At 52.0% G+C, this 18,887-nt stretch carries 20 protein-coding genes and 1 other RNA gene; 12 read left to right on the forward strand and 9 right to left on the reverse strand.

Annotated elements, in window-relative coordinates; all coding sequences use genetic code 11:
- Positions 1–14 precede the first annotated feature (14 nt).
- Positions 15–755 (forward strand): oxidative stress defense protein, encoded by a 741-nt coding sequence (locus E0D98_RS00605; RefSeq protein ID WP_000669340.1) that lies wholly within the window; start codon positions 15–17, stop codon positions 753–755.
- A gap of 166 nt (positions 756–921) precedes the next feature.
- Entirely contained in the window at positions 922–1,818 is an 897-nt protein-coding gene (locus E0D98_RS00610; RefSeq protein WP_000350807.1) for a LysR family transcriptional regulator, read from the forward strand.
- Here E0D98_RS00610 and scpC read toward each other — a convergent pair.
- The 5 genes from scpC to argP form a co-directional block, all read right to left on the reverse strand.
- Positions 1,815–3,293: a propionyl-CoA:succinate CoA transferase gene (gene scpC, locus E0D98_RS00615; protein ID WP_000449968.1), complete on the reverse strand. Its 1,479-nt coding sequence runs from the start codon at positions 3,291–3,293 to the stop codon at positions 1,815–1,817. The two genes, E0D98_RS00610 and scpC, sit on opposite strands and share 4 nt — an antisense overlap.
- 23 nt (positions 3,294–3,316) lie before the next feature.
- Positions 3,317–4,102 (reverse strand): methylmalonyl-CoA decarboxylase, encoded by a 786-nt coding sequence (gene scpB, locus E0D98_RS00620; RefSeq protein WP_000122079.1) that lies wholly within the window; start codon positions 4,100–4,102, stop codon positions 3,317–3,319.
- 10 nt (positions 4,103–4,112) lie between these two features.
- The gene (gene meaB, locus E0D98_RS00625) at positions 4,113–5,108 is read right to left on the reverse strand and encodes a methylmalonyl Co-A mutase-associated GTPase MeaB (protein ID WP_000606525.1); all 996 of its coding nucleotides are present in this window, start codon (positions 5,106–5,108) and stop codon (positions 4,113–4,115) included.
- Complete coding sequence (scpA, locus tag E0D98_RS00630; RefSeq protein ID WP_000073248.1) at positions 5,101–7,245, reverse strand: methylmalonyl-CoA mutase; 2,145 nt, start codon at positions 7,243–7,245, stop codon at positions 5,101–5,103. Before scpA ends, meaB begins: the two co-directional genes overlap by 8 nt.
- Before the next feature lie 203 nt (positions 7,246–7,448).
- The gene (gene argP / locus E0D98_RS00635; protein ID WP_000828351.1) at positions 7,449–8,342 is read right to left on the reverse strand and encodes a DNA-binding transcriptional regulator ArgP; all 894 of its coding nucleotides are present in this window, start codon (positions 8,340–8,342) and stop codon (positions 7,449–7,451) included.
- A 141-nt stretch (positions 8,343–8,483) separates the two neighbouring features.
- Here argP and E0D98_RS00640 point away from each other — a divergent pair, with 141 nt between their 5' ends.
- The 5 genes from E0D98_RS00640 to E0D98_RS00660 all read left to right on the forward strand — a co-directional run bounded on the left by E0D98_RS00640 (position 8,484) and on the right by E0D98_RS00660 (position 11,552).
- Positions 8,484–8,669, forward strand: a complete 186-nt coding sequence (locus E0D98_RS00640; RefSeq protein ID WP_050877098.1) for a hypothetical protein — start codon at positions 8,484–8,486, stop codon at positions 8,667–8,669.
- Between the two features lie 55 nt (positions 8,670–8,724).
- Positions 8,725–9,384, forward strand: a complete 660-nt coding sequence (rpiA, locus tag E0D98_RS00645; protein ID WP_000189743.1) for a ribose-5-phosphate isomerase RpiA — start codon at positions 8,725–8,727, stop codon at positions 9,382–9,384.
- 255 nt (positions 9,385–9,639) lie between these two features.
- A complete protein-coding gene (serA, locus tag E0D98_RS00650; RefSeq protein WP_001151604.1) occupies positions 9,640–10,872 on the forward strand; it encodes a phosphoglycerate dehydrogenase in 1,233 nt (410 codons plus the stop codon).
- Positions 10,873–11,100: 228 nt separating this feature from the next.
- Positions 11,101–11,160: a type I toxin-antitoxin system toxin IbsC gene (gene ibsC / locus E0D98_RS00655; RefSeq protein WP_071524576.1), complete on the forward strand. Its 60-nt coding sequence runs from the start codon at positions 11,101–11,103 to the stop codon at positions 11,158–11,160.
- Between the two features lie 332 nt (positions 11,161–11,492).
- Positions 11,493–11,552: a type I toxin-antitoxin system Ibs family toxin gene (locus tag E0D98_RS00660; protein WP_001387035.1), complete on the forward strand. Its 60-nt coding sequence runs from the start codon at positions 11,493–11,495 to the stop codon at positions 11,550–11,552.
- 100 nt (positions 11,553–11,652) lie between these two features.
- Here E0D98_RS00660 and E0D98_RS00665 read toward each other — a convergent pair whose 3' ends face one another.
- The 3 genes from E0D98_RS00665 to zapA form a co-directional block, all read right to left on the reverse strand.
- Complete coding sequence (locus E0D98_RS00665; protein ID WP_000192748.1) at positions 11,653–12,255, reverse strand: 5-formyltetrahydrofolate cyclo-ligase; 603 nt, start codon at positions 12,253–12,255, stop codon at positions 11,653–11,655.
- A gap of 20 nt (positions 12,256–12,275) precedes the next feature.
- Positions 12,276–12,459: non-coding RNA, 6S RNA (gene ssrS / locus E0D98_RS00670), on the reverse strand.
- A gap of 41 nt (positions 12,460–12,500) precedes the next feature.
- Complete coding sequence (gene zapA, locus E0D98_RS00675) at positions 12,501–12,830, reverse strand: cell division protein ZapA (RefSeq protein WP_001276008.1); 330 nt, start codon at positions 12,828–12,830, stop codon at positions 12,501–12,503.
- A gap of 167 nt (positions 12,831–12,997) precedes the next feature.
- On the opposite strand from zapA, the gene ygfB reads away from it, so the two are divergent.
- From ygfB to ubiI, 4 genes are read left to right on the forward strand one after another with little or no spacing between them, the layout of a single operon-like run.
- Positions 12,998–13,576 (forward strand): UPF0149 family protein YgfB, encoded by a 579-nt coding sequence (gene ygfB / locus E0D98_RS00680; RefSeq protein ID WP_001295378.1) that lies wholly within the window; start codon positions 12,998–13,000, stop codon positions 13,574–13,576.
- A gap of 25 nt (positions 13,577–13,601) precedes the next feature.
- Positions 13,602–14,927 (forward strand): Xaa-Pro aminopeptidase, encoded by a 1,326-nt coding sequence (gene pepP, locus E0D98_RS00685; RefSeq protein ID WP_001290141.1) that lies wholly within the window; start codon positions 13,602–13,604, stop codon positions 14,925–14,927.
- Positions 14,924–16,102 carry a 2-octaprenyl-6-methoxyphenyl hydroxylase gene (ubiH, locus tag E0D98_RS00690; protein ID WP_000111171.1) on the forward strand — a complete coding sequence of 393 codons (1,179 nt, stop codon included), beginning with the start codon at positions 14,924–14,926 and terminating at the stop codon, positions 16,100–16,102. Before pepP ends, ubiH begins: the two co-directional genes overlap by 4 nt.
- 22 nt (positions 16,103–16,124) lie before the next feature.
- Positions 16,125–17,327 (forward strand): FAD-dependent 2-octaprenylphenol hydroxylase, encoded by a 1,203-nt coding sequence (gene ubiI / locus E0D98_RS00695; protein WP_001192185.1) that lies wholly within the window; start codon positions 16,125–16,127, stop codon positions 17,325–17,327.
- Between the two features lie 73 nt (positions 17,328–17,400).
- Here the strand turns inward: ubiI and E0D98_RS00700 are convergent, their stop codons facing one another.
- Positions 17,401–17,484: a hypothetical protein gene (locus E0D98_RS00700; RefSeq protein ID WP_122056850.1), complete on the reverse strand. Its 84-nt coding sequence runs from the start codon at positions 17,482–17,484 to the stop codon at positions 17,401–17,403.
- A 290-nt stretch (positions 17,485–17,774) separates the two neighbouring features.
- On the opposite strand from E0D98_RS00700, the gene gcvT reads away from it, so the two are divergent.
- Positions 17,775–18,869 (forward strand): glycine cleavage system aminomethyltransferase GcvT, encoded by a 1,095-nt coding sequence (gene gcvT / locus E0D98_RS00705; protein WP_000068701.1) that lies wholly within the window; start codon positions 17,775–17,777, stop codon positions 18,867–18,869.
- Positions 18,870–18,887 lie beyond the last annotated feature (18 nt).

Genomic DNA, 18,887 nt, shown 5'->3' on the forward strand with positions numbered 1-18,887 from the left:
ACGGAGAGACTAACGTGAAGTTCAAAATTATCGCCCTGGCGGCATTAATGGGTATTAGCGGGATGGCAGCGCAGGCTAACGAATTGCCGGATGGACCGCATATTGTCACCTCCGGTACGGCAAGTGTGGATGCGGTGCCAGACATTGCCACTCTTGCGATTGAAGTTAACGTGGCCGCGAAGGATGCCGCTACAGCCAAGAAACAGGCAGATGAGCGCGTCGCACAATACATTTCCTTCCTTGAACTCAATCAGATCGCGAAAAAAGATATCAGCTCAGCGAATTTACGCACCCAGCCAGATTATGATTATCAGGATGGTAAAAGTATCCTGAAAGGCTACCGCGCTGTGAGAACGGTGGAAGTCACGCTCCGTCAGTTAGACAAACTGAATTCCTTGCTGGATGGCGCGCTGAAGGCGGGTCTTAACGAAATTCGTTCTGTGTCGCTGGGCGTGGCGCAGCCGGATGCCTATAAAGACAAAGCGCGTAAGGCAGCGATTGATAACGCGATTCATCAGGCGCAGGAACTGGCGAACGGCTTTCATCGTAAACTGGGGCCGGTATATAGCGTGCGCTACCATGTTTCCAACTATCAGCCCAGCCCAATGGTGCGGATGATGAAAGCCGATGCCGCGCCGGTGTCTGCCCAGGAAACTTACGAGCAGGCCGCTATTCAGTTTGATGATCAGGTCGATGTGGTCTTCCAGTTAGAACCTGTGGATCAACAACCCGCTAAAACACCTGCAGCACAATAATACTTGTAGCCCGACGTATTCGTCGGGCTAATGCCTTTACCCGATATTGCCTCCTTTTTCTGTAATTTTCTGTAAAACCATGACGTAATCACCTATCTTTGCTCGCGGTTTCATCAAGGATAGGCTGACTGAAACGGTTAAGCGGACAAGGATGCGGGGAGGGGGGATGGACATTTTTATTTCGAAAAAGATGCGCAATTTCATTTTATTAGCGCAAACCAATAATATTGCCCGGGCGGCAGAAAAAATCCATATGACGGCTTCGCCATTTGGTAAAAGCATTGCCGCGCTGGAAGAACAAATTGGCTATACGCTATTTACCCGCAAAGATAATAATATCAGCCTCAATAAAGCCGGTCAGGAACTGTATCAAAAACTGTTCCCGGTTTATCAACGGCTTTCTGCGATTGATAATGAAATCCATAACTCAGGACGTCGTTCACGAGAAATTGTGATTGGCATAGATAATACTTATCCGACAATTATTTTCGATCAGTTGATTAGTCTCGGAGATAAGTATGAAGGCGTGACCGCCCAGCCAGTTGAGTTCAGCGAAAACGGCGTTATCGATAATCTTTTTGACCGCCAGTTAGATTTTATTATCTCCCCACAGCATGTATCTGCACGAGTTCAGGAACTGGAAAACCTGACTATCAGTGAACTACCACCGCTGCGATTAGGCTTTCTCGTTTCTCGCCGTTATGAAGAGCGTCAAGAGCAAGAGCTGCTTCAGGAGCTGCCCTGGCTACAAATGCGCTTTCAGAACCGGGCCAACTTCGAAGCAATGATTGATGCGAATATGCGACCTTGTGGGATCAATCCAACCATTATTTATCGTCCCTACAGTTTTATGGCCAAAATCAGCGCCGTGGAGCGCGGACATTTTCTGACGGTGATCCCGCATTTTGCCTGGCGACTGGTGAATCCGGCAACGCTGAAATATTTTGATGCGCCGCACAGGCCGATGTATATGCAGGAATATCTTTATTCAATCAGAAATCATCGTTATACCGCCACGATGCTTCAGCATATTGCTGAAGATCGTGACGGGACGAGTCATTAACCCAGCATCGAGCCGGTTGCAATTAAATTACGGTGTAAGTCGAAGACGTGGCTAAGATCGTGGTGAATATGTCCGCCAGGCGCATTTTCCAGATAGCGATGCAGATAATCCCGATACATAGGATGTGCACAATTATCAATGATAGTGCGGGCGCGTTGAAGCGGGGAAAGACCGCGCAGATCGGCGATCCCTTGTTCGGTGATGATCACTTTGACGCTGTGTTCGCTGTGATCAACATGGCTGCACATTGGCACGACGGTTGAGATCTTGCCTTCTTTAGCAATCGACGGGGCCATAAAGATCGACAGATACGCGTTGCGTTCAAAATCACCGCTGCCGCCGATGCCGTTCATCAGATCGACCCCGGCTACGTGTGTTGAGTTGGCATGCCCGTAAATATCAAACTCCAGGCCGACGTTCAGAGCGATGACGCCCAGACGACGGATGATTTCCGGGTTATTGGAAATCTCCTGCGGACGCAACACAATGCGGCTGGCAAAGTAATCCATATTGTCGTAAATCTTGCGCAGGGAATCGGCCGAGATTGTCAGGCTGGAGGCGCTGGCCCCGCTGATTTTGCCGGTTTCCAGTAAATGCACCACCGATTCCTGTAGCACTTCCGAATACATCATAAACGGAGGAATTTCCGGGTTTTCCCCCAGACGCGCCATTACCGCATTATTGATATTGCCCACGCCACTTTGCAGCGGCAGAAATTCCGGCGGAATACGCCCATGCGCCATTTCCTGCAATAAGAACGTGACCACGTTATCGGCAATCTGCTGGCACATGGGATTTTGCTTATCCAGCATATTACCGGCGTCGGGCAAGTTGGTTTCCACGACGGCGACAATCTTTTTCGGATCGATTTGCACATAGCGGGTACCGACGCGATCCATTGCATGGAAGATCGACACGCTATTGCGCCGCGGTGGCGCGCCAGGGATCACAATATCCGCCAGTTCTGCAACGCGCGGATCGTGATAGTTATTGAGTTCAATGATCACTTTCTTCGCTCGCAGCAGCCAGGTCGGCGCATTACCGATCCCGCTGGTTAACCAGACTCGACCATCCGGTGCCAGTGCCGATGCTTCAATGACGGCAACATCAATGTCGCCGAAGAAACCGTAATTGACCATTTGCGCCACTTCGCTCAAATGCAGGTCAACGAAACTCACCGCGCCCTGATTGATCTTTTTACGTAAACCGGACGATGTTTGATATGGCGCACGCCAGGAAACAGCATCGGCGTCAGAAAGTACATCGTCAGCGGCGGCGCTGATTGACGCACCCGTCAGAAGGCGAATTTGATACGGCTTTTTGGCCTCATGCTGTTCGTTAGCTCTGCGGGCAATCGCGGTGGGTAGGGCTTTCGGCGAACCCGCCGGGGTAAAGCCGCTAAACGCCACCATGTCGTTATGCTGGATAATTTCTGCCGCTTCATTGGCGGTCATCCTTGTCCACTGAGTTTCCATTTTTACTCCTTCGTTCGCAGGGATTAATGACCAACGAAATTAGGTTTACGTTTTTCGAGGAAAGCGTTAATCCCTTCCTGGTAATCTTCGCTGTCATACACCGCGCGGCGCATCCCCTGAATACGTTCAAATTCATCGGAGTTCATGGTGTGTGCTTCGCCCAGTACACGCAGCTCTTCTTTGATAACGGCAATGGCTAACGGCGCTTTCTCAGAGATGTGGTGCGCCATTTGTAAGGTGAAATCTTCCAGTTCTTCCACTTCCACAACATGGTTGAGGATGCCGACAGCCAGCGCGCGCTGGGCGGTGATTGGCGAAGCGGTAAAAATCAGCTCTTTGACAATGTGGAAGCCCGCGTCGCGGGTCAGGTTGTGAATGCCGACCAGGTTATACGGGACGCCGAGGTTTACAGGCGTCATTGAGAAGGTTGAGGTACTGGCGGCGATGATCAGATCGGAACTCATGATCATTTCAAATGCGCCACCCCAAACACTACCTTCCACCATCGAAATGATCGGTTTCGGGAATTTTTGGATCATGCGGGTGATTTGACGCAATGGATCATCATAGGAGAGCGGATCGCGACCGCCAGACGGCAGTTCGTGAATATCGTGGCCTGCGGAGAAGACTTTGGATCCACTCGGCGCGCGCAAAATGATACAGCGAATTTCCGGCCGGTTGAGATCGCTTAATGCCTGCATAAGATCATCAATAAAGACTTTACTTAAGGCATTAAGTTTGCGGCCATAGTTAAACTCAATGACCGCCACTTTGTTGATAGTGACAACGTTAACATACTGATAAGACATAAAAATTCCTTTAATCAAAATATTGCGTCTGGATAAATTCACTGAGCTGCCGCAGGCCGGTGCGCGGTGAGAGCGTATTGTTTTTGACCGCTAAAAGCGTCTGGCGGTAATAGCGATCGAAATCTTCATTCGCGAACAGGTGATTCAGTACTTCTTCTTCGGTCTGCTTACGCAGCCATTCCACCGATTGTTGTTGCCGCACTTGTTGTAAACGACCACTGGCAGTTAGCGCGGTTTTGAAGTCGATGATGGCGTGCCAGATCTCATCGATTCCACGTTTTTCCAGTGCGCTACAAGTCAGAACCCGTGGCTGCCATTCGTCGTATTTACGTCGCAGAATATGCAGGGCACTCTCGTACATATGCCGGGCAATGGCGACATTGGTATGGTTATCGCCATCGTCTTTGTTGATAACGATCAGATCAGCCACTTCCATCAGCCCTTTTTTAATGCCCTGCAGATCATCGCCGCCACCGGCAATTTGCAACGAGATAAAACAGTCCACCATGCGGGCGACTTCTGTTTCCGACTGCCCGACGCCAACCGTTTCGACAATCACTACGTCATAACCCGCTGCTTCGCATAACAGCATTAATTCCCGCGCTCGCTGACTGGCACCGCCCAGATGACCGGAGGATGGTACCGGGCGAATAAACGCCGCTTCGGCACGCGCCAGGTCATTCATGCGGGTTTTATCCCCGAGAATGCTACCGCCAGTGACCGGGCTGCTGGGATCGACCGCAATAACCGCGACCTTTAATCCCTCTCGAATCAACAACATGCCAAAGGCCTCAAGAAAGGTACTTTTCCCCGCGCCGGGGGTGCCGGTAACGCCCAGTCGCAGGGTGTTACCGCAGTACGGCATAATGGCATCAAGCAGCTGCGTACTTAGTGCCTGATGACGCGGGTGACGGCTTTCCACCAGCGTCATGGCCTGGGCGAGTGTGGCACGCTCACCCTGACGTAAGCGGCGAATACTTTCTGCCAGCGTGGCTTCATTAATCATGATGCTGGCTTATCAGATTCAGTACGTCGCGCACACTGTCGAGCATAGGTGTACCTGGACCATAAATCGCCGCCACGCCGCGCTCTTGCAGGAAGGCGTAATCCTGCGGCGGAATGACGCCACCCGCGACCACGCAGATATCTTCGCGTCCCCATTTTTTCAGCGCTTCGACCAATTCCGGGATCAGCGTTTTATGACCGGCAGCCAGTGAGGATGCGCCCACTACGTGAACGTCGTTTTCTACGGCCAGGCGGGCGATCTCTTCAGGTGTAGAGAACATCGGGCTTAAATCTACGTCGAAACCGAGATCGGAATAGGCGCTGGCGATCACTTTCGCGCCGCGATCGTGTCCATCCTGGCCCATCTTAGCGATCAGAATGCGCGGGCGACGACCATTGTCGGCAAGGAACTGCTCCGTTTGCGCAACAATGGCATCGAACTCGGAGGCCGATTTCTCAGACTGATGATAGCTTTGCGCAATCACGCCGGTAACACACTGGCTTGGCACCAGATAACGGTCGAAAGCGACTTCCAGCGCATCGGAAATTTCACCCAGGGTGGCGCGAACGCGAGCGGCATTAACAGCGGCAGCCAGCAGGTTTTCGTTATGCTGTGCGGCGTGAGTCAGGGCGTTCAACGCGGCGGTTACGGCGGCATCATCACGGGTGGCGCGAATGCGTTCCAGCGAAGCAATTTGCTCGTTACGCACCATCACGTTGTCGATCTCAAGTACATCGGTTTCGTCTTCGTGATCCAGTTTGTACTTGTTGACACCAACGATGACACGCTTGCCCTGGTCGATCAGCGACTGTTCGCGCGCTGAGGCCTCTTCGATCATTCGTTTTGGCAGACCTGCTTCGATCGCTTTCGCCATGCCACCGGCTTCGTCGATCTGTTGGATAATAGCTCTGGCTTGTTTGACGATTTGATCGGTCAGCGACTCAATGTAATAGGATCCGGCCAGTGGATCGACGGTGCGGCAGAGTTCTGATTCTTCCTGGATGATGATCTGGGTGTTGCGGGCAATGCGTGCTGAGAAATCGGTAGGCAAACCAAGCGCTTCGTCAAAGGCGTTGGTATGCAGTGACTGAGTACCGCCCAGCGTCGCAGCCAGTGCTTCAATGGTGGTGCGGATAACGTTGTTATACGGATCCTGTTCAGTCAGGCTCCAGCCTGAGGTCTGGCAGTGGGTACGCAGCGCCAGTGATTTCGGATCCTGTGCGCCAAATCCACTGACCGCTTCGCTCCATAAATAACGTGCCGCACGCAACATGGCGACGTTCATAAACAGATCCATGCCGATACCGAAGAAGAACGACAGGCGAGGAGCGAAGTCATCAATTTTCAGTCCGGCAGAGATTGCTGCTTTGATGTACTCAATCCCATCAGCGAGCGTAAATGCTACCTGCTGCACGCAGTTGGCACCCGCTTCCCCCATGTGGTAACCGCTGATACTGATGGTATTAAATCGCGGCATGTTGCCGGAACACCAGGCGATGATGTCGGCGATAATGCGCATTGACGGTTTTGGTGGGTAAATATAGGTGTTGCGGCAGAGGTACTCTTTGAGGATATCGTTCTGAATGGTGCCGGTCAGTTTATCAGGTGTAACACCTTGCTCTTCTGCGGCGACGATATAAAACGCCAGTACTGGTAGCACTGCGCCATTCATGGTCATCGAAACCGACATTTTATCCAGCGGGATCTGGTCGAACAGGACTTTCATATCTTCCACGGTGTCGATAGCGACGCCCGCTTTGCCGACGTCGCCCGCCACGCGCGGGTTATCGGAGTCGTAGCCACGGTGGGTGGCAAGGTCAAACGCAACGGAAAGACCTTTTTGCCCGGCGGCCAGGTTACGGCGATAAAAAGCGTTGGACTCTTTTGCTGTTGAAAAACCAGCATACTGACGGATGGTCCACGGTTGGGCGGTATACATAGTGGCACGCGGGCCACGAACGTAGGGCGGCAAACCAGGAAGGGTACCTGTCACCTCCAGATTATCGAGATCGGCTTCGGTATACAGCGGCTTGATGGCGATCCCTTCCGCGGTTTGCTGAACCAGCGAGTCGACAGTTTTCTCCCGACGGCTCAATTCCTTGTTGGCAAGCTGTTGCCACTCCTGCACGTTAGACATTATTTGCTCCGTAAAACGCAATCAAAATGAGGGTATTTGCGCCTACGGTGAGCTTTTTACGTGGGTTTGTCGCCAGCAAAAAAAATGCATTCAGACGTCGTTTTTTGCCGCCTGAGATTTGTCTATTTTGTGATGTGATTCAAGGAATACAAAAAGAAGTGAGGACAACGCCTGATATGTGCTATCAGGCATTATTTGATGGATTAATCCTGACGAAGGACTTTGTGACCATAATCGAGTAACGCATCAGTGACTTTACGCATCATGCGGCTTTCAGGAGCAAAGCGGTGCCAGTAGAGCATCCGTCGTTGAAATAGCCCAGGCGTTAAGTCAATCAGTTCACCGCTGGCCAGCTCTTTCTCGATTTGCAGGTGCGGGATCATACAGCAGGTGGTGCCCTGGCGAGCAAGTTGTACGAACGCTTCTGAAGAATTAACGATATGGCAGGGCACGCTGCCTGGAGGCAGATCGAAGTTTTGCTGCAAAAAGGCCTGGTGCATATCGTCAAGATGGTCAAACGCGACCACTGGCGCTTTCAGTAATGCCGAACGCGTTACGCCGTTAGGGAAATATTTTTCGGCAAAGGGTTTTGAGCTGACGAACAGATAGTCGAGCGCACCAAGTTTATCGACAAGACAACTCGGCAGCGCCTGATGTTGAATACTCACCGCGCCGACCACTTCGCCGCGGCGCAGACGTTCCTGAGTGCGGGTTTCATCTTCTACCTGCAAGTTGAGGCGGATAGGCGAATCAGCCAACACAGGAGCCAGTGCAGGAAGCAACCACGTCGCCAGACTGTCGGCGTTGACCGCCAGTGAAAGCAGCAGCGGAGTCGAACCGGTTTGTTCATCGCCCAGCCACTCTTCTTCCAGCAACTCCACCTGGCGCAGCAGTGCCAGCAGTTTTTGCCCTTGTTCCGTCGGGCGCGGCGGTACGGTACGCACCAACAGCGGCTGCCCGAACATATTTTCCAGTTGCTTAATGCGCTGTGAGACGGCTGATTGTGTAATGCACAGCTTTTGTGCCGCGCGCTCAAATCCTCGTTCACGTATCACCGCATCCAGTGCCTGTAATGTTCTGTAGTCCGGGCGTTTCATTGCTGTTGTCTGCTCCTGGTAAATGCTTTTTCCTGCACTATGACACAATTTTGTGTCAGGTTGCATATACCGAAGCCGTCGGCGGGTAACATTTGTATTCGTGGTTAAACGCGCAGCTTAAAAGATCAGGGATTTGCGCTAATGCATTTCGCTCAGCGAGTTCGCGCCCTGGTTGTGTTGAATGGCGTGGCGTTGTTGCCTCTGTTCGCACCGTGGAGCGGCATACCCAGATCGTTGTATGCTTTATTTGCGGGGCGAAAGGGGATGCCCGCCATTGCGCGATATTTTATGGATGAGTTAACCACGCGGCTTGCCAACGGGGTCTGAATCGCTTTTTTTGTATATAATGCGTGTGAAATTTCATACCACAGGCGAAACGATCATGACGCAGGATGAATTGAAAAAAGCAGTAGGATGGGCGGCACTTCAGTATGTTCAGCCCGGCACCATTGTTGGTGTAGGTACAGGTTCCACCGCCGCACACTTTATTGACGCGCTCGGTACAATGAAAGGCCAGATTGAAGGGGCCGTTTCCAGTTCAGATGCTTCCACTGAAAAACTGAAAAGCCTCGGCATTCACGTTTTTGATCTCAACGAAGTCGACAGCCTTGGCATCTACGTTGATGGCGCAGATGAAATCAACGGCCACATGCAAATGATCAAAGGCGGCGGCGCGGCGCTGACCCGTGAAAAAATCATTGCTTCGGTTGCAGAAAAATTTATCTGTATTGCAGACGCTTCCAAGCAGGTTGATATTCTGGGTAAATTCCCGCTGCCAGTAGAAGTTATCCCGATGGCACGTAGTGCAGTGGCGCGTCAGCTGGTGAAACTGGGCGGTCGTCCGGAATACCGTCAGGGCGTGGTGACCGATAATGGCAACGTGATCCTCGACGTCCACGGCATGGAAATCCTTGACCCGATAGCGATGGAAAACGCCATAAATGCGATTCCTGGCGTGGTGACTGTTGGCTTGTTTGCTAACCGTGGCGCGGACGTTGCGCTGATTGGCACACCTGACGGTGTCAAAACCATTGTGAAATGATCTGACGGGGGAACCTCCCCCGTTAAAAAAATTCTCTTCATTAAATTTGGTGACATGTGTCACGCTTTTACCAGGCAATTGTCGATTGCTCTAAATAAATCCTCTAAACCAGCATATTCATCCAAGAATTACCTTTGCGTGATATTTCCTCAACATCGCGACGCAAACGTTCATATTGCCGCAATATTATTTTTTGATATGTTGAAAGGCGGATGCAAATCCGCACACAACATTTCAAAAGACAGGATTGGGTAAATGGCAAAGGTATCGCTGGAGAAAGACAAGATTAAGTTTCTGCTGGTAGAAGGCGTGCACCAAAAGGCGCTGGAAAGCCTTCGTGCAGCTGGTTACACCAACATCGAATTTCACAAAGGCGCGCTGGATGATGAACAATTAAAAGAATCCATCCGCGATGCCCACTTCATCGGCCTGCGATCCCGTACCCATCTGACTGAAGACGTGATCAACGCCGCAGAAAAACTGGTCGCTATTGGCTGTTTCTGTATCGGAACAAACCAGGTTGATCTGGATGCGGCGGCAAAGCGCGGGATCCCGGTATTTAACGCACCGTTCTCAAATACGCGCTCTGTTGCGGAGCTGGTGATTGGCGAACTGCTGCTGCTATTGCGCGGCGTGCCGGAAGCCAATGCTAAAGCGCACCGTGGCGTGTGGAACAAACTGGCGGCGGGTTCTTTTGAAGCGCGCGGCAAAAAGCTGGGTATCATCGGCTACGGTCATATTGGTACGCAATTGGGCATTCTGGCTGAATCGCTGGGAATGTATGTTTACTTTTATGATATTGAAAACAAACTGCCGCTGGGCAACGCCACTCAGGTACAGCATCTTTCTGACCTGCTGAATATGAGCGATGTGGTGAGTCTGCATGTACCAGAGAATCCGTCCACCAAAAATATGATGGGCGCGAAAGAGATTTCGCTAATGAAGCCCGGCTCGCTGCTGATTAATGCCTCGCGCGGTACTGTGGTGGATATTCCGGCGCTGTGTGATGCGCTGGCGAGCAAACATCTGGCGGGGGCGGCAATCGACGTATTCCCGACGGAACCGGCGACCAATAGCGATCCATTTACCTCTCCACTGTGTGAATTCGACAACGTCCTTCTGACGCCACACATTGGCGGTTCGACTCAGGAAGCGCAGGAGAATATCGGCCTGGAAGTTGCGGGTAAATTGATCAAGTATTCTGACAATGGCTCAACGCTCTCTGCGGTGAACTTCCCGGAAGTCTCGCTGCCACTGCATGGTGGTCGTCGTCTGATGCACATCCACGAAAACCGTCCGGGCGTGCTAACTGCGCTGAACAAAATCTTCGCCGAGCAGGGCGTCAACATCGCCGCGCAATATCTACAAACTTCCGCCCAGATGGGTTATGTAGTTATTGATATTGAAGCTGACGAAGACGTTGCCGAAAAAGCGCTGCAGGCAATGAAAGCTATTCCGGGTACCATTCGCGCCCGTCTGCTGTACTAATTCCCCTTCTCTGAAAATTAACGGGCAGGTCACTGACTTGCCCGTTTTTTTATCCCTTCTCCACACCGTTGCCGCGTTGCGCATTCTACTTTGCGAGTCTGCTCCAGAAAATAAATCAAAGTCAGATCAATGCGTTGTGTTTATTTAATGGGGATTTACGATGGCGGGACAGCATGGGGCTGTAACGGTAAAGCCCTCACCGAAGCGAGGGCTTAAAGGAGAAGGGTTATGATGCGACTTGTCATCATACTGATTGTACTGTTACTGATAAGTTTCGGAGCTTATTAACAGTCAGTCTCAGGGGAGGAGTCATCCTCCCTTACCCTTACTCACTAAATTAGGTCAAAGAATCAACGATGTCAATCAGGGCGATGCGGGGTGCATCGCCCTGAACCGAACTTTTTGATAGCCACTTCATCGCCCACGTTTACTGCCGTAATAGATCCTTTTTCCCAAAAATTATCTCTGTTTTGCATGGGGTTTTTCGAGCACGCTCGAAGAAAAGATTTAAAGGTAGATCAATGCGTTGTGGTTATTTAAAGAGAGCTTACGATAGCTGGGCAGCATGGGGCTGTAACGGTAAAGCCCTCACCGAAGCGAGGGCTTGAAGGAGAAGGGTTATGATGCGACTTGCCATCATACTGATTGTACTGTTACTCATAAGTTTCCCAGCTTATTAACAGTCAGTCACAGGGGAGGAGCAATCCTCCCTTACCCTTACTCACTAAATTAGGTTAAAGAATCAACGATGTCAATCAGGGCGATGCAGGTGTATCGCCCTTACCACTCCCAGACTTTCGACGGTGTAACCACCGCAGGAAGAGGGATATCCCACTCTTCAACGGGGAGTTTTTCCACCAACTGACAATCATGCGCATAACCCACCGGTTGCGTTTTATAGTGCTGCCAGTTTTGTAAGGTCCGATCATAAAAACCACCGCCCATTCCCAGGCGCTGACCGTACTCATCAAAGGCGACCAGCGGTGTGATCAGCACGTCTAATCGGGAAAGGGGTAGCACGTCACGCACATCCAGTTTTGGCTCATGGATCTTCAACCTGTTCATCACCAGTTCGCTTTGCGGATGGTAATTCAGGAACAGCAAATTACCGGCACTAAAGGGATGCAAAACTGGAAGATATACGCGCTTACCGGCGCGCCAGAGTTGTTCTATTAGCGGCTGGGTGTCGAGTTCACCATCAAAAGAGAGGAATACAGCGACCGTATGCGCCATCACCACCGGGGGATAAGTCATCATCCGGGTAGCGGCTTGTTGACCCATTTCCTGCTGTTGTTCCGGCGTTAACGCACGACGACGTTGCCGAATCATTTTGCGGATTTCTTGTCGGGATAATGTCAGTGGGAGTTCTGGTAGTTGCGTCATGGCTGGTGCCAGATAAGAAGGGAATCTCCGAGATGCCGCCGCAGGCTGTAACCCTTGAACCCTTGGTTCAAGGTGAATGTGTCGTCGCAGTTTTAAGGCTTCTCGGACGGACCGAGCATGCTCACCAACCGCGGAGCGCCACATTCTTGTGGTATGAAATATCGGCTCAGGGGACTGGCCCGCTTGCGAACATCTCAGAGAAATTTTGTCTTCACGGTTACTCTACCACAGTAAACCGAAAAGTGTCATTCAAAGTTTTGGTTAGTTTTTTCGGTGATGCGACCTTGTTCAAGTAACGCTTGTTCTATGGTCTGCTGCAGCATCCGAATACGCTGTTCCATACTTGCCGCGTAGTCACGAGTCTTCGCTTTTTCTTGCGCTAACTCATAGCTGATATTCAATGCGGCAATGAAGACCAACTGTTCAGTATTTGTGACTCTAGTGCGTTCTTTCAGATCTTGCAACCGTTGGTTCAGATCGTCCGCTGCCTGATTCAACGCATCCCTTTGGTCAGGCGGGCAGTTCACACGCAGTGAACGGCCAAAAATTTGGATATCGACGGGTTGTGCAGACATGCCACCTTCCTGCTGATTGACTGCGCTGCCTTCGTCTTTAGACCCATGGTCTGCGAAGGGGCGACACTATAGCTACCCTGATGAGAAGAGACAAGCCCTTTTCTGGTCCACCAGGGCCCAAAGTGGTAGCATATCATGAATATTCCTCCCTTTGACGACGAATGCTTATGTCTATACAGAACGAAATGCCTGGTTACAACGAAATGAACCAGTATCTGAACCAACAAGGGACGGGTCTGACCCCTGCTGAGATGCATGGTTTAATCAGTGGGATGATATGTGGCGGTAACGATGACAGCTCATGGCTACCGCTACTTCACGACCTGACGAACGAAGGCATGGCTTTCGGTCATGAGCTGGCACAGGCACTGCGTAAAATGCACTCTGCCACCAGCGATGCCCTGCAGGATGACGGCTTCCTTTTTCAGCTTTATCTGCCTGATGGCGATGATGTCAGCGTTTTCGATCGGGCTGATGCATTGGCAGGTTGGGTCAATCACTTCCTGCTTGGTCTTGGCGTTACGCAACCGAAGCTGGATAAAGTGACCGGCGAAACCGGTGAAGCTATCGACGATCTGCGTAACATTGCGCAACTGGGTTACGACGAAGACGAAGATCAGGAAGAGCTTGAAATGTCGCTTGAAGAGATCATCGAATACGTTCGTGTTGCCGCGCTGTTATGCCACGACACCTTTACTCATCCGCAACCGACCGCGCCAGAAGTACAAAAACCGACTCTACACTAAAAACAAAAAACGTAAGGAGAGTGTTATGAGTGAGATATCCCGGCAAGAGTTTCAGCGTCGCCGTCAGGCCCTGGTGGAGCAAATGCAACCCGGCAGCGCCGCGCTGATTTTTGCTGCACCAGAAGTAACACGTAGCGCCGACAGCGAATACCCCTATCGTCAGAACAGTGACTTCTGGTACTTCACCGGCTTTAACGAACCGGAAGCGGTGCTGGTGCTGATTAAAAGCGATGACACTCATAACCACAGCGTTCTGTTTAACCGCGTTCGCGACCTGACGGCGGAGATCTGGTTTGGCCGTCGTTTAGGTCAGGATGCCGCGCCAGAGAAACTGGGCGTTGACCGCGCACTGGCATTCAGCGAAATTAATCAGCAACTTTATCAATTACTTAATGGTCTGGATGTGGTTTACCACGCCCAGGGCGAATATACCTATGCTGATGAAATCGTGAACAGCGCGCTGGAAAAGCTGCGTAAAGGTTCGCGACAAAATCTCACCGCGCCGGCAACGATGATCGACTGGCGTCCCATTGTTCATGAAATGCGCCTGTTCAAATCGCCAGAAGAGATTGCCGTACTTCGCCGCGCGGGTGAAATCACCGCCCTGGCGCATACCCGGGCGATGGAAAAATGCCGTCCGGGAATGTTCGAGTACCACCTGGAAGGCGAAATTCACCACGAATTTAACCGCCACGGCGCGCGCTATCCTTCCTATAACACCATTGTCGGCAGCGGTGAAAACGGCTGCATTTTGCACTACACCGAAAACGAGTGTGAACTGCGTGACGGTGACCTGGTGTTGATTGACGCGGGTTGTGAATACAAAGGTTACGCTGGCGATATTACCCGCACCTTCCCGGTCAACGGCAAATTCACTCAGGCCCAGCGTGAAATCTACGACATTGTGCTGGAGTCTCTCGAAACCAGCTTGCGCCTGTATCGTCCGGGAACTTCCATGCAGGAAGTCACCGGTGAAGTGGTGCGCATCATGGTTAGCGGCCTGGTAAAACTCGGCATTCTGAAAGGTGATGTTGATGAACTGATCGCTCAGAACGCCCATCGTCCTTTCTTTATGCATGGCCTTAGCCACTGGTTAGGGCTAGATGTCCATGACGTTGGCGTTTATGGTCAGGATCGCTCGCGCATTCTGGAACCGGGCATGGTACTGACCGTAGAGCCAGGGCTGTATATTGCGCCGGATGCAGAAGTGCCAGAACAATATCGCGGTATCGGCATTCGTATTGAAGACGACATTGTGATTACCGAAACCGGTAACGAAAACCTCACCGCCAGCGTGGTGAAAAAGCCGGAAGAAATCGAAGCGTTGATGGCAGCTGCGAGAAAGCAATGAGCGTAATCATCGTCGGTGGCGGCATGGCGGGCGCGACGCTGGCGCTGGCTATTTCCCGGTTAAGTCACGGGGCGCTGCCGGTACATTTGATTGAAGCGACCGCGCCAGAGTCACATGCTCATCCGGGCTTTGATGGACGAGCTATTGCGCTAGCGGCGGGGACCTGTCAGCAACTGGCGCGCATCGGCGTCTGGCAATCTCTGGCTGATTGCGCAACCGCCATCACTACCGTGCATGTCAGCGATCGTGGTCATGCTGGATTCGTCACCCTCGCCGCAGAAGATTACCAACTGGCGGCGCTGGGGCAGGTTGTCGAATTGCATAATGTCGGGCAACGGCTGTTTGCATTGCTGCGAAAAGCACCTGGCGTAATGCTGCATTGCCCCGATCGCGTAGCTAACGTTGCCCGTACTCAGAGTCACGTTGAAGTGACGCTGGAGAGCGGCGAGATGCTGACGGGCCGCGTGCTGATAGCCGCTGATGGCACCCATTCAGCGTTAGCCACCGCGTGCGGCGTTGATTGGCAGCAGGAGCCTTACGAACAACTGGCCGTGATTGCCAACGTTGCGACTTCCGTTGCGCACGAAGGCCGCGCTTTTGAACGCTTCACGCAACATGGCCCGCTGGCGATGTTGCCGATGTCTGACGGACGCTGTTCGCTGGTCTGGTGTCATCCACTGGAACGGCGCGAAGAGGTGCTGTCGTGGAGCGACGAGAAGTTTTGCCGTGAACTCCAGTCGGCCTTTGGCTGGCGACTTGGAAAAATTACCCACGCCGGTAAACGCAGTGCTTATCCGCTGGCGTTAACCCGCGCCGCCAGAGCTATTACCCATCGTACCGTGCTGGTGGGCAATGCGGCGCAAACTCTGCACCCGATTGCCGGGCAAGGGTTTAACCTCGGTATGCGAGATGTCATGAGCCTTGCGGAAACCCTAACTCAGGCGCATGAGCGCGGAGAAGACATCGGTGATTACGGCATATTGTGCCGCTATCAACAGCGTCGACAGAGCGATCGCGAAGCAACCATCGGCGTCACGGACAGCCTGGTACATCTTTTTGCCAACCGTTGGGCACCGCTGGTTGTCGGGCGCAACATCGGACTGATGACGATGGAATTATTCACCCCGGCACGCGATGTGCTGGCGCAGCGCACCCTCGGTTGGGTGGCGCGTTGAAGGCGGTTTTAAGGAATAAACAATGCAAAGTGTTGATGTAGCCATTGTTGGTGGCGGCATGGTGGGGCTGGCGGTTGCCTGCGGCTTACAGGGGAGCGGCTTACGCGTTGCCGTACTGGAGCAGCGCGTACCGGAACCTCTGGCGGCGGATGCACCACCACAACTGCGCGTTTCGGCTATCAATGCCGCCAGCGAAAAATTACTCACCCGTCTTGGCGTCTGGCAGGACATTCTCTCTCGTAGGGCCAGTTGTTATCACGGTATGGAAGTGTGGGACAAAGACAGTTTTGGTCACATTTCGTTTGACGATCAAAGCATGGGCTATAGCCATCTTGGGCATATCGTTGAAAACTCAGTGATTCACTACGCGCTGTGGAACAAAGCGCAGCAGTCGTCAGATATCACTCTGTTGGCCCCCGCAGAATTACAGCAGGTCGCCTGGGGAGAAAATGAAACTTTCCTGACGCTGAAAGATGGCAGCATGTTAACGGCGCGTCTGGTGATTGGCGCGGACGGTGCTAATTCCTGGTTGCGCAACAAAGCAGATATTCCGCTGACTTTCTGGGATTATCAGCATCACGCGCTGGTAGCGACCATTCGCACGGAAGAACCGCATGATGCGGTGGCGCGGCAGGTTTTCCATGGCGAAGGCATTCTGGCCTTTTTACCGCTTAGCGATCCGCATCTTTGCTCAATTGTCTGGTCACTGTCGCCAGAGGAAGCGCAGCGGATGCAGCAGGCAAGTGAAGATGAATTTAATCGCGCGTTAAATATCGCTTTTGATAATCGCCTGGGCTTATGCAAGGTTGAGAGCGCGCGTCAGGTGTTCCCACTGACGGGGCGTTATGCGCGCCAGTTTGCCGCGCACCGTCTGGTGCTGGTGGGCGACGCCGCGCATACCATTCACCCGCTGGCGGGGCAGGGAGTAAATCTCGGCTTTATGGATGCTGCAGAGCTGATTGCTGAACTGAAACGGTTGCATCGTCAGGGGAAAGACATCGGGCAGTACATTTACCTGCGCCGGTATGAGCGTAGCCGCAAGCACAGTGCGGCGCTGATGCTGGCTGGTATGCAGGGATTCCGCGATCTGTTTTCCGGTACCAATCCGGCGAAAAAACTGCTGCGTGATATTGGTTTGAAACTGGCCGACACGCTTCCTGGCGTTAAACCACAACTTATCCGCCAGGCAATGGGATTAAACGATTTGCCTGAATGGCTGCGTTAAAAATTTCTCTTCTGCTGTTTATTTGATACCCATCACACTTTCATCTCCCGGTTTTTTCGCCGGGAGATTTTCCTCATTTGAAATAAACTAATTTCACCTCCGTTTTCGCATTATATTTTCTAATGTCATTATTTTTTGATTTAGTGTTTTTTGACATTTTTTTAGCTCTTAATATTGCCTTATTCAAATTAGCTTTCTAATGGCATCATCTTTATATAGAAACTGGTGTGTTTTTTGGTTTTTTATTCTGTTGCGATTTTGGCGTTTTTTAACCATAAGCTAATGTGATGATCAATTTTACCTTATGGTTAACAGTCTGTTTCGGTGGTAAGTTCAGGCAAAAGAGAACGATTGCGTTGGGGACCGGGAGTGGCTCCGATGCTGGGTTTCGTGGTGATAATTTCACCATGAAAAAGTTGTCAGCCCCGCTTATTCAATGAGGACAAGATGGCACAACAGACTCCTTTGTACGAACAACACACGCTTTGCGGCGCTCGCATGGTGGATTTCCACGGCTGGATGATGCCGCTGCATTACGGTTCGCAAATCGACGAACATCATGCGGTACGTACCGATGCCGGAATGTTTGATGTGTCACATATGACCATCGTCGATCTTCGCGGCAGCCGCACCCGGGAGTTTCTGCGTTATCTGCTGGCGAACGATGTGGCGAAGCTCACCAAAAGCGGCAAAGCCCTTTACTCGGGGATGTTGAATGCCTCTGGCGGTGTGATAGATGACCTCATCGTCTACTACTTTACTGAAGATTTCTTCCGCCTCGTTGTTAACTCCGCCACCCGCGAAAAAGACCTCTCCTGGATTACCCAACACGCTGAACCTTTCGGCATCGAAATTACCGTTCGTGATGACCTTTCCATGATCGCCGTACAAGGGCCGAATGCGCAGGCAAAAGCTGCCACACTGTTTAATGATGCTCAGCGTCAGGCGGTGGAAGGGATGAAACCGTTCTTTGGCGTGCAGGCGGGCGATCTGTTTATTGCCACCACTGGTTATACCGGTGAAGCGGGCTATGAAATTGCGCTGCCCAATGAAAAAGCGGCCGATTTCTGGCGTGCGCTGGTGGAAGCGGGCGTTAAGCCATGCGGTCTGGGCGCGCGTGACACGCTGCGTCTGGAAGCGGGCATGAATCTTTATGGTCAGGAGATGGACGAAACTATTTCTCCTTTAGCCGCCAACATGGGCTGGACTATCGCCTGGGAACCGGCAGATCGTGACTTCATCGGTCGTGAAGCCCTGGAAGTGCAGCGTGAGCATGGCACAGAAAAACTGGTTGGTCTGGTGATGACCGAAAAAGGCGTGCTGCGTAATGAACTGCCGGTACGTTTTACCGATGCGCAGGGCAACCAGCATGAAGGCATTATCACCAGCGGGACTTTCTCCCCGACGCTGGGTTACAGCATTGCGCTGGCACGCGTGCCGGAAGGTATTGGCGAAACGGCGATTGTGCAAATTCGCAACCGTGAAATGCCGGTTAAAGTGACGAAACCTGTTTTTGTGCGTAACGGTAAAGCCGTCGCGTGATTTACTTTTTTGGAGATT

Source organism: Escherichia sp. KCJ4928, from assembly GCF_004352695.1.
Lineage (GTDB): Bacteria > Pseudomonadota > Gammaproteobacteria > Enterobacterales > Enterobacteriaceae > ECMA0423.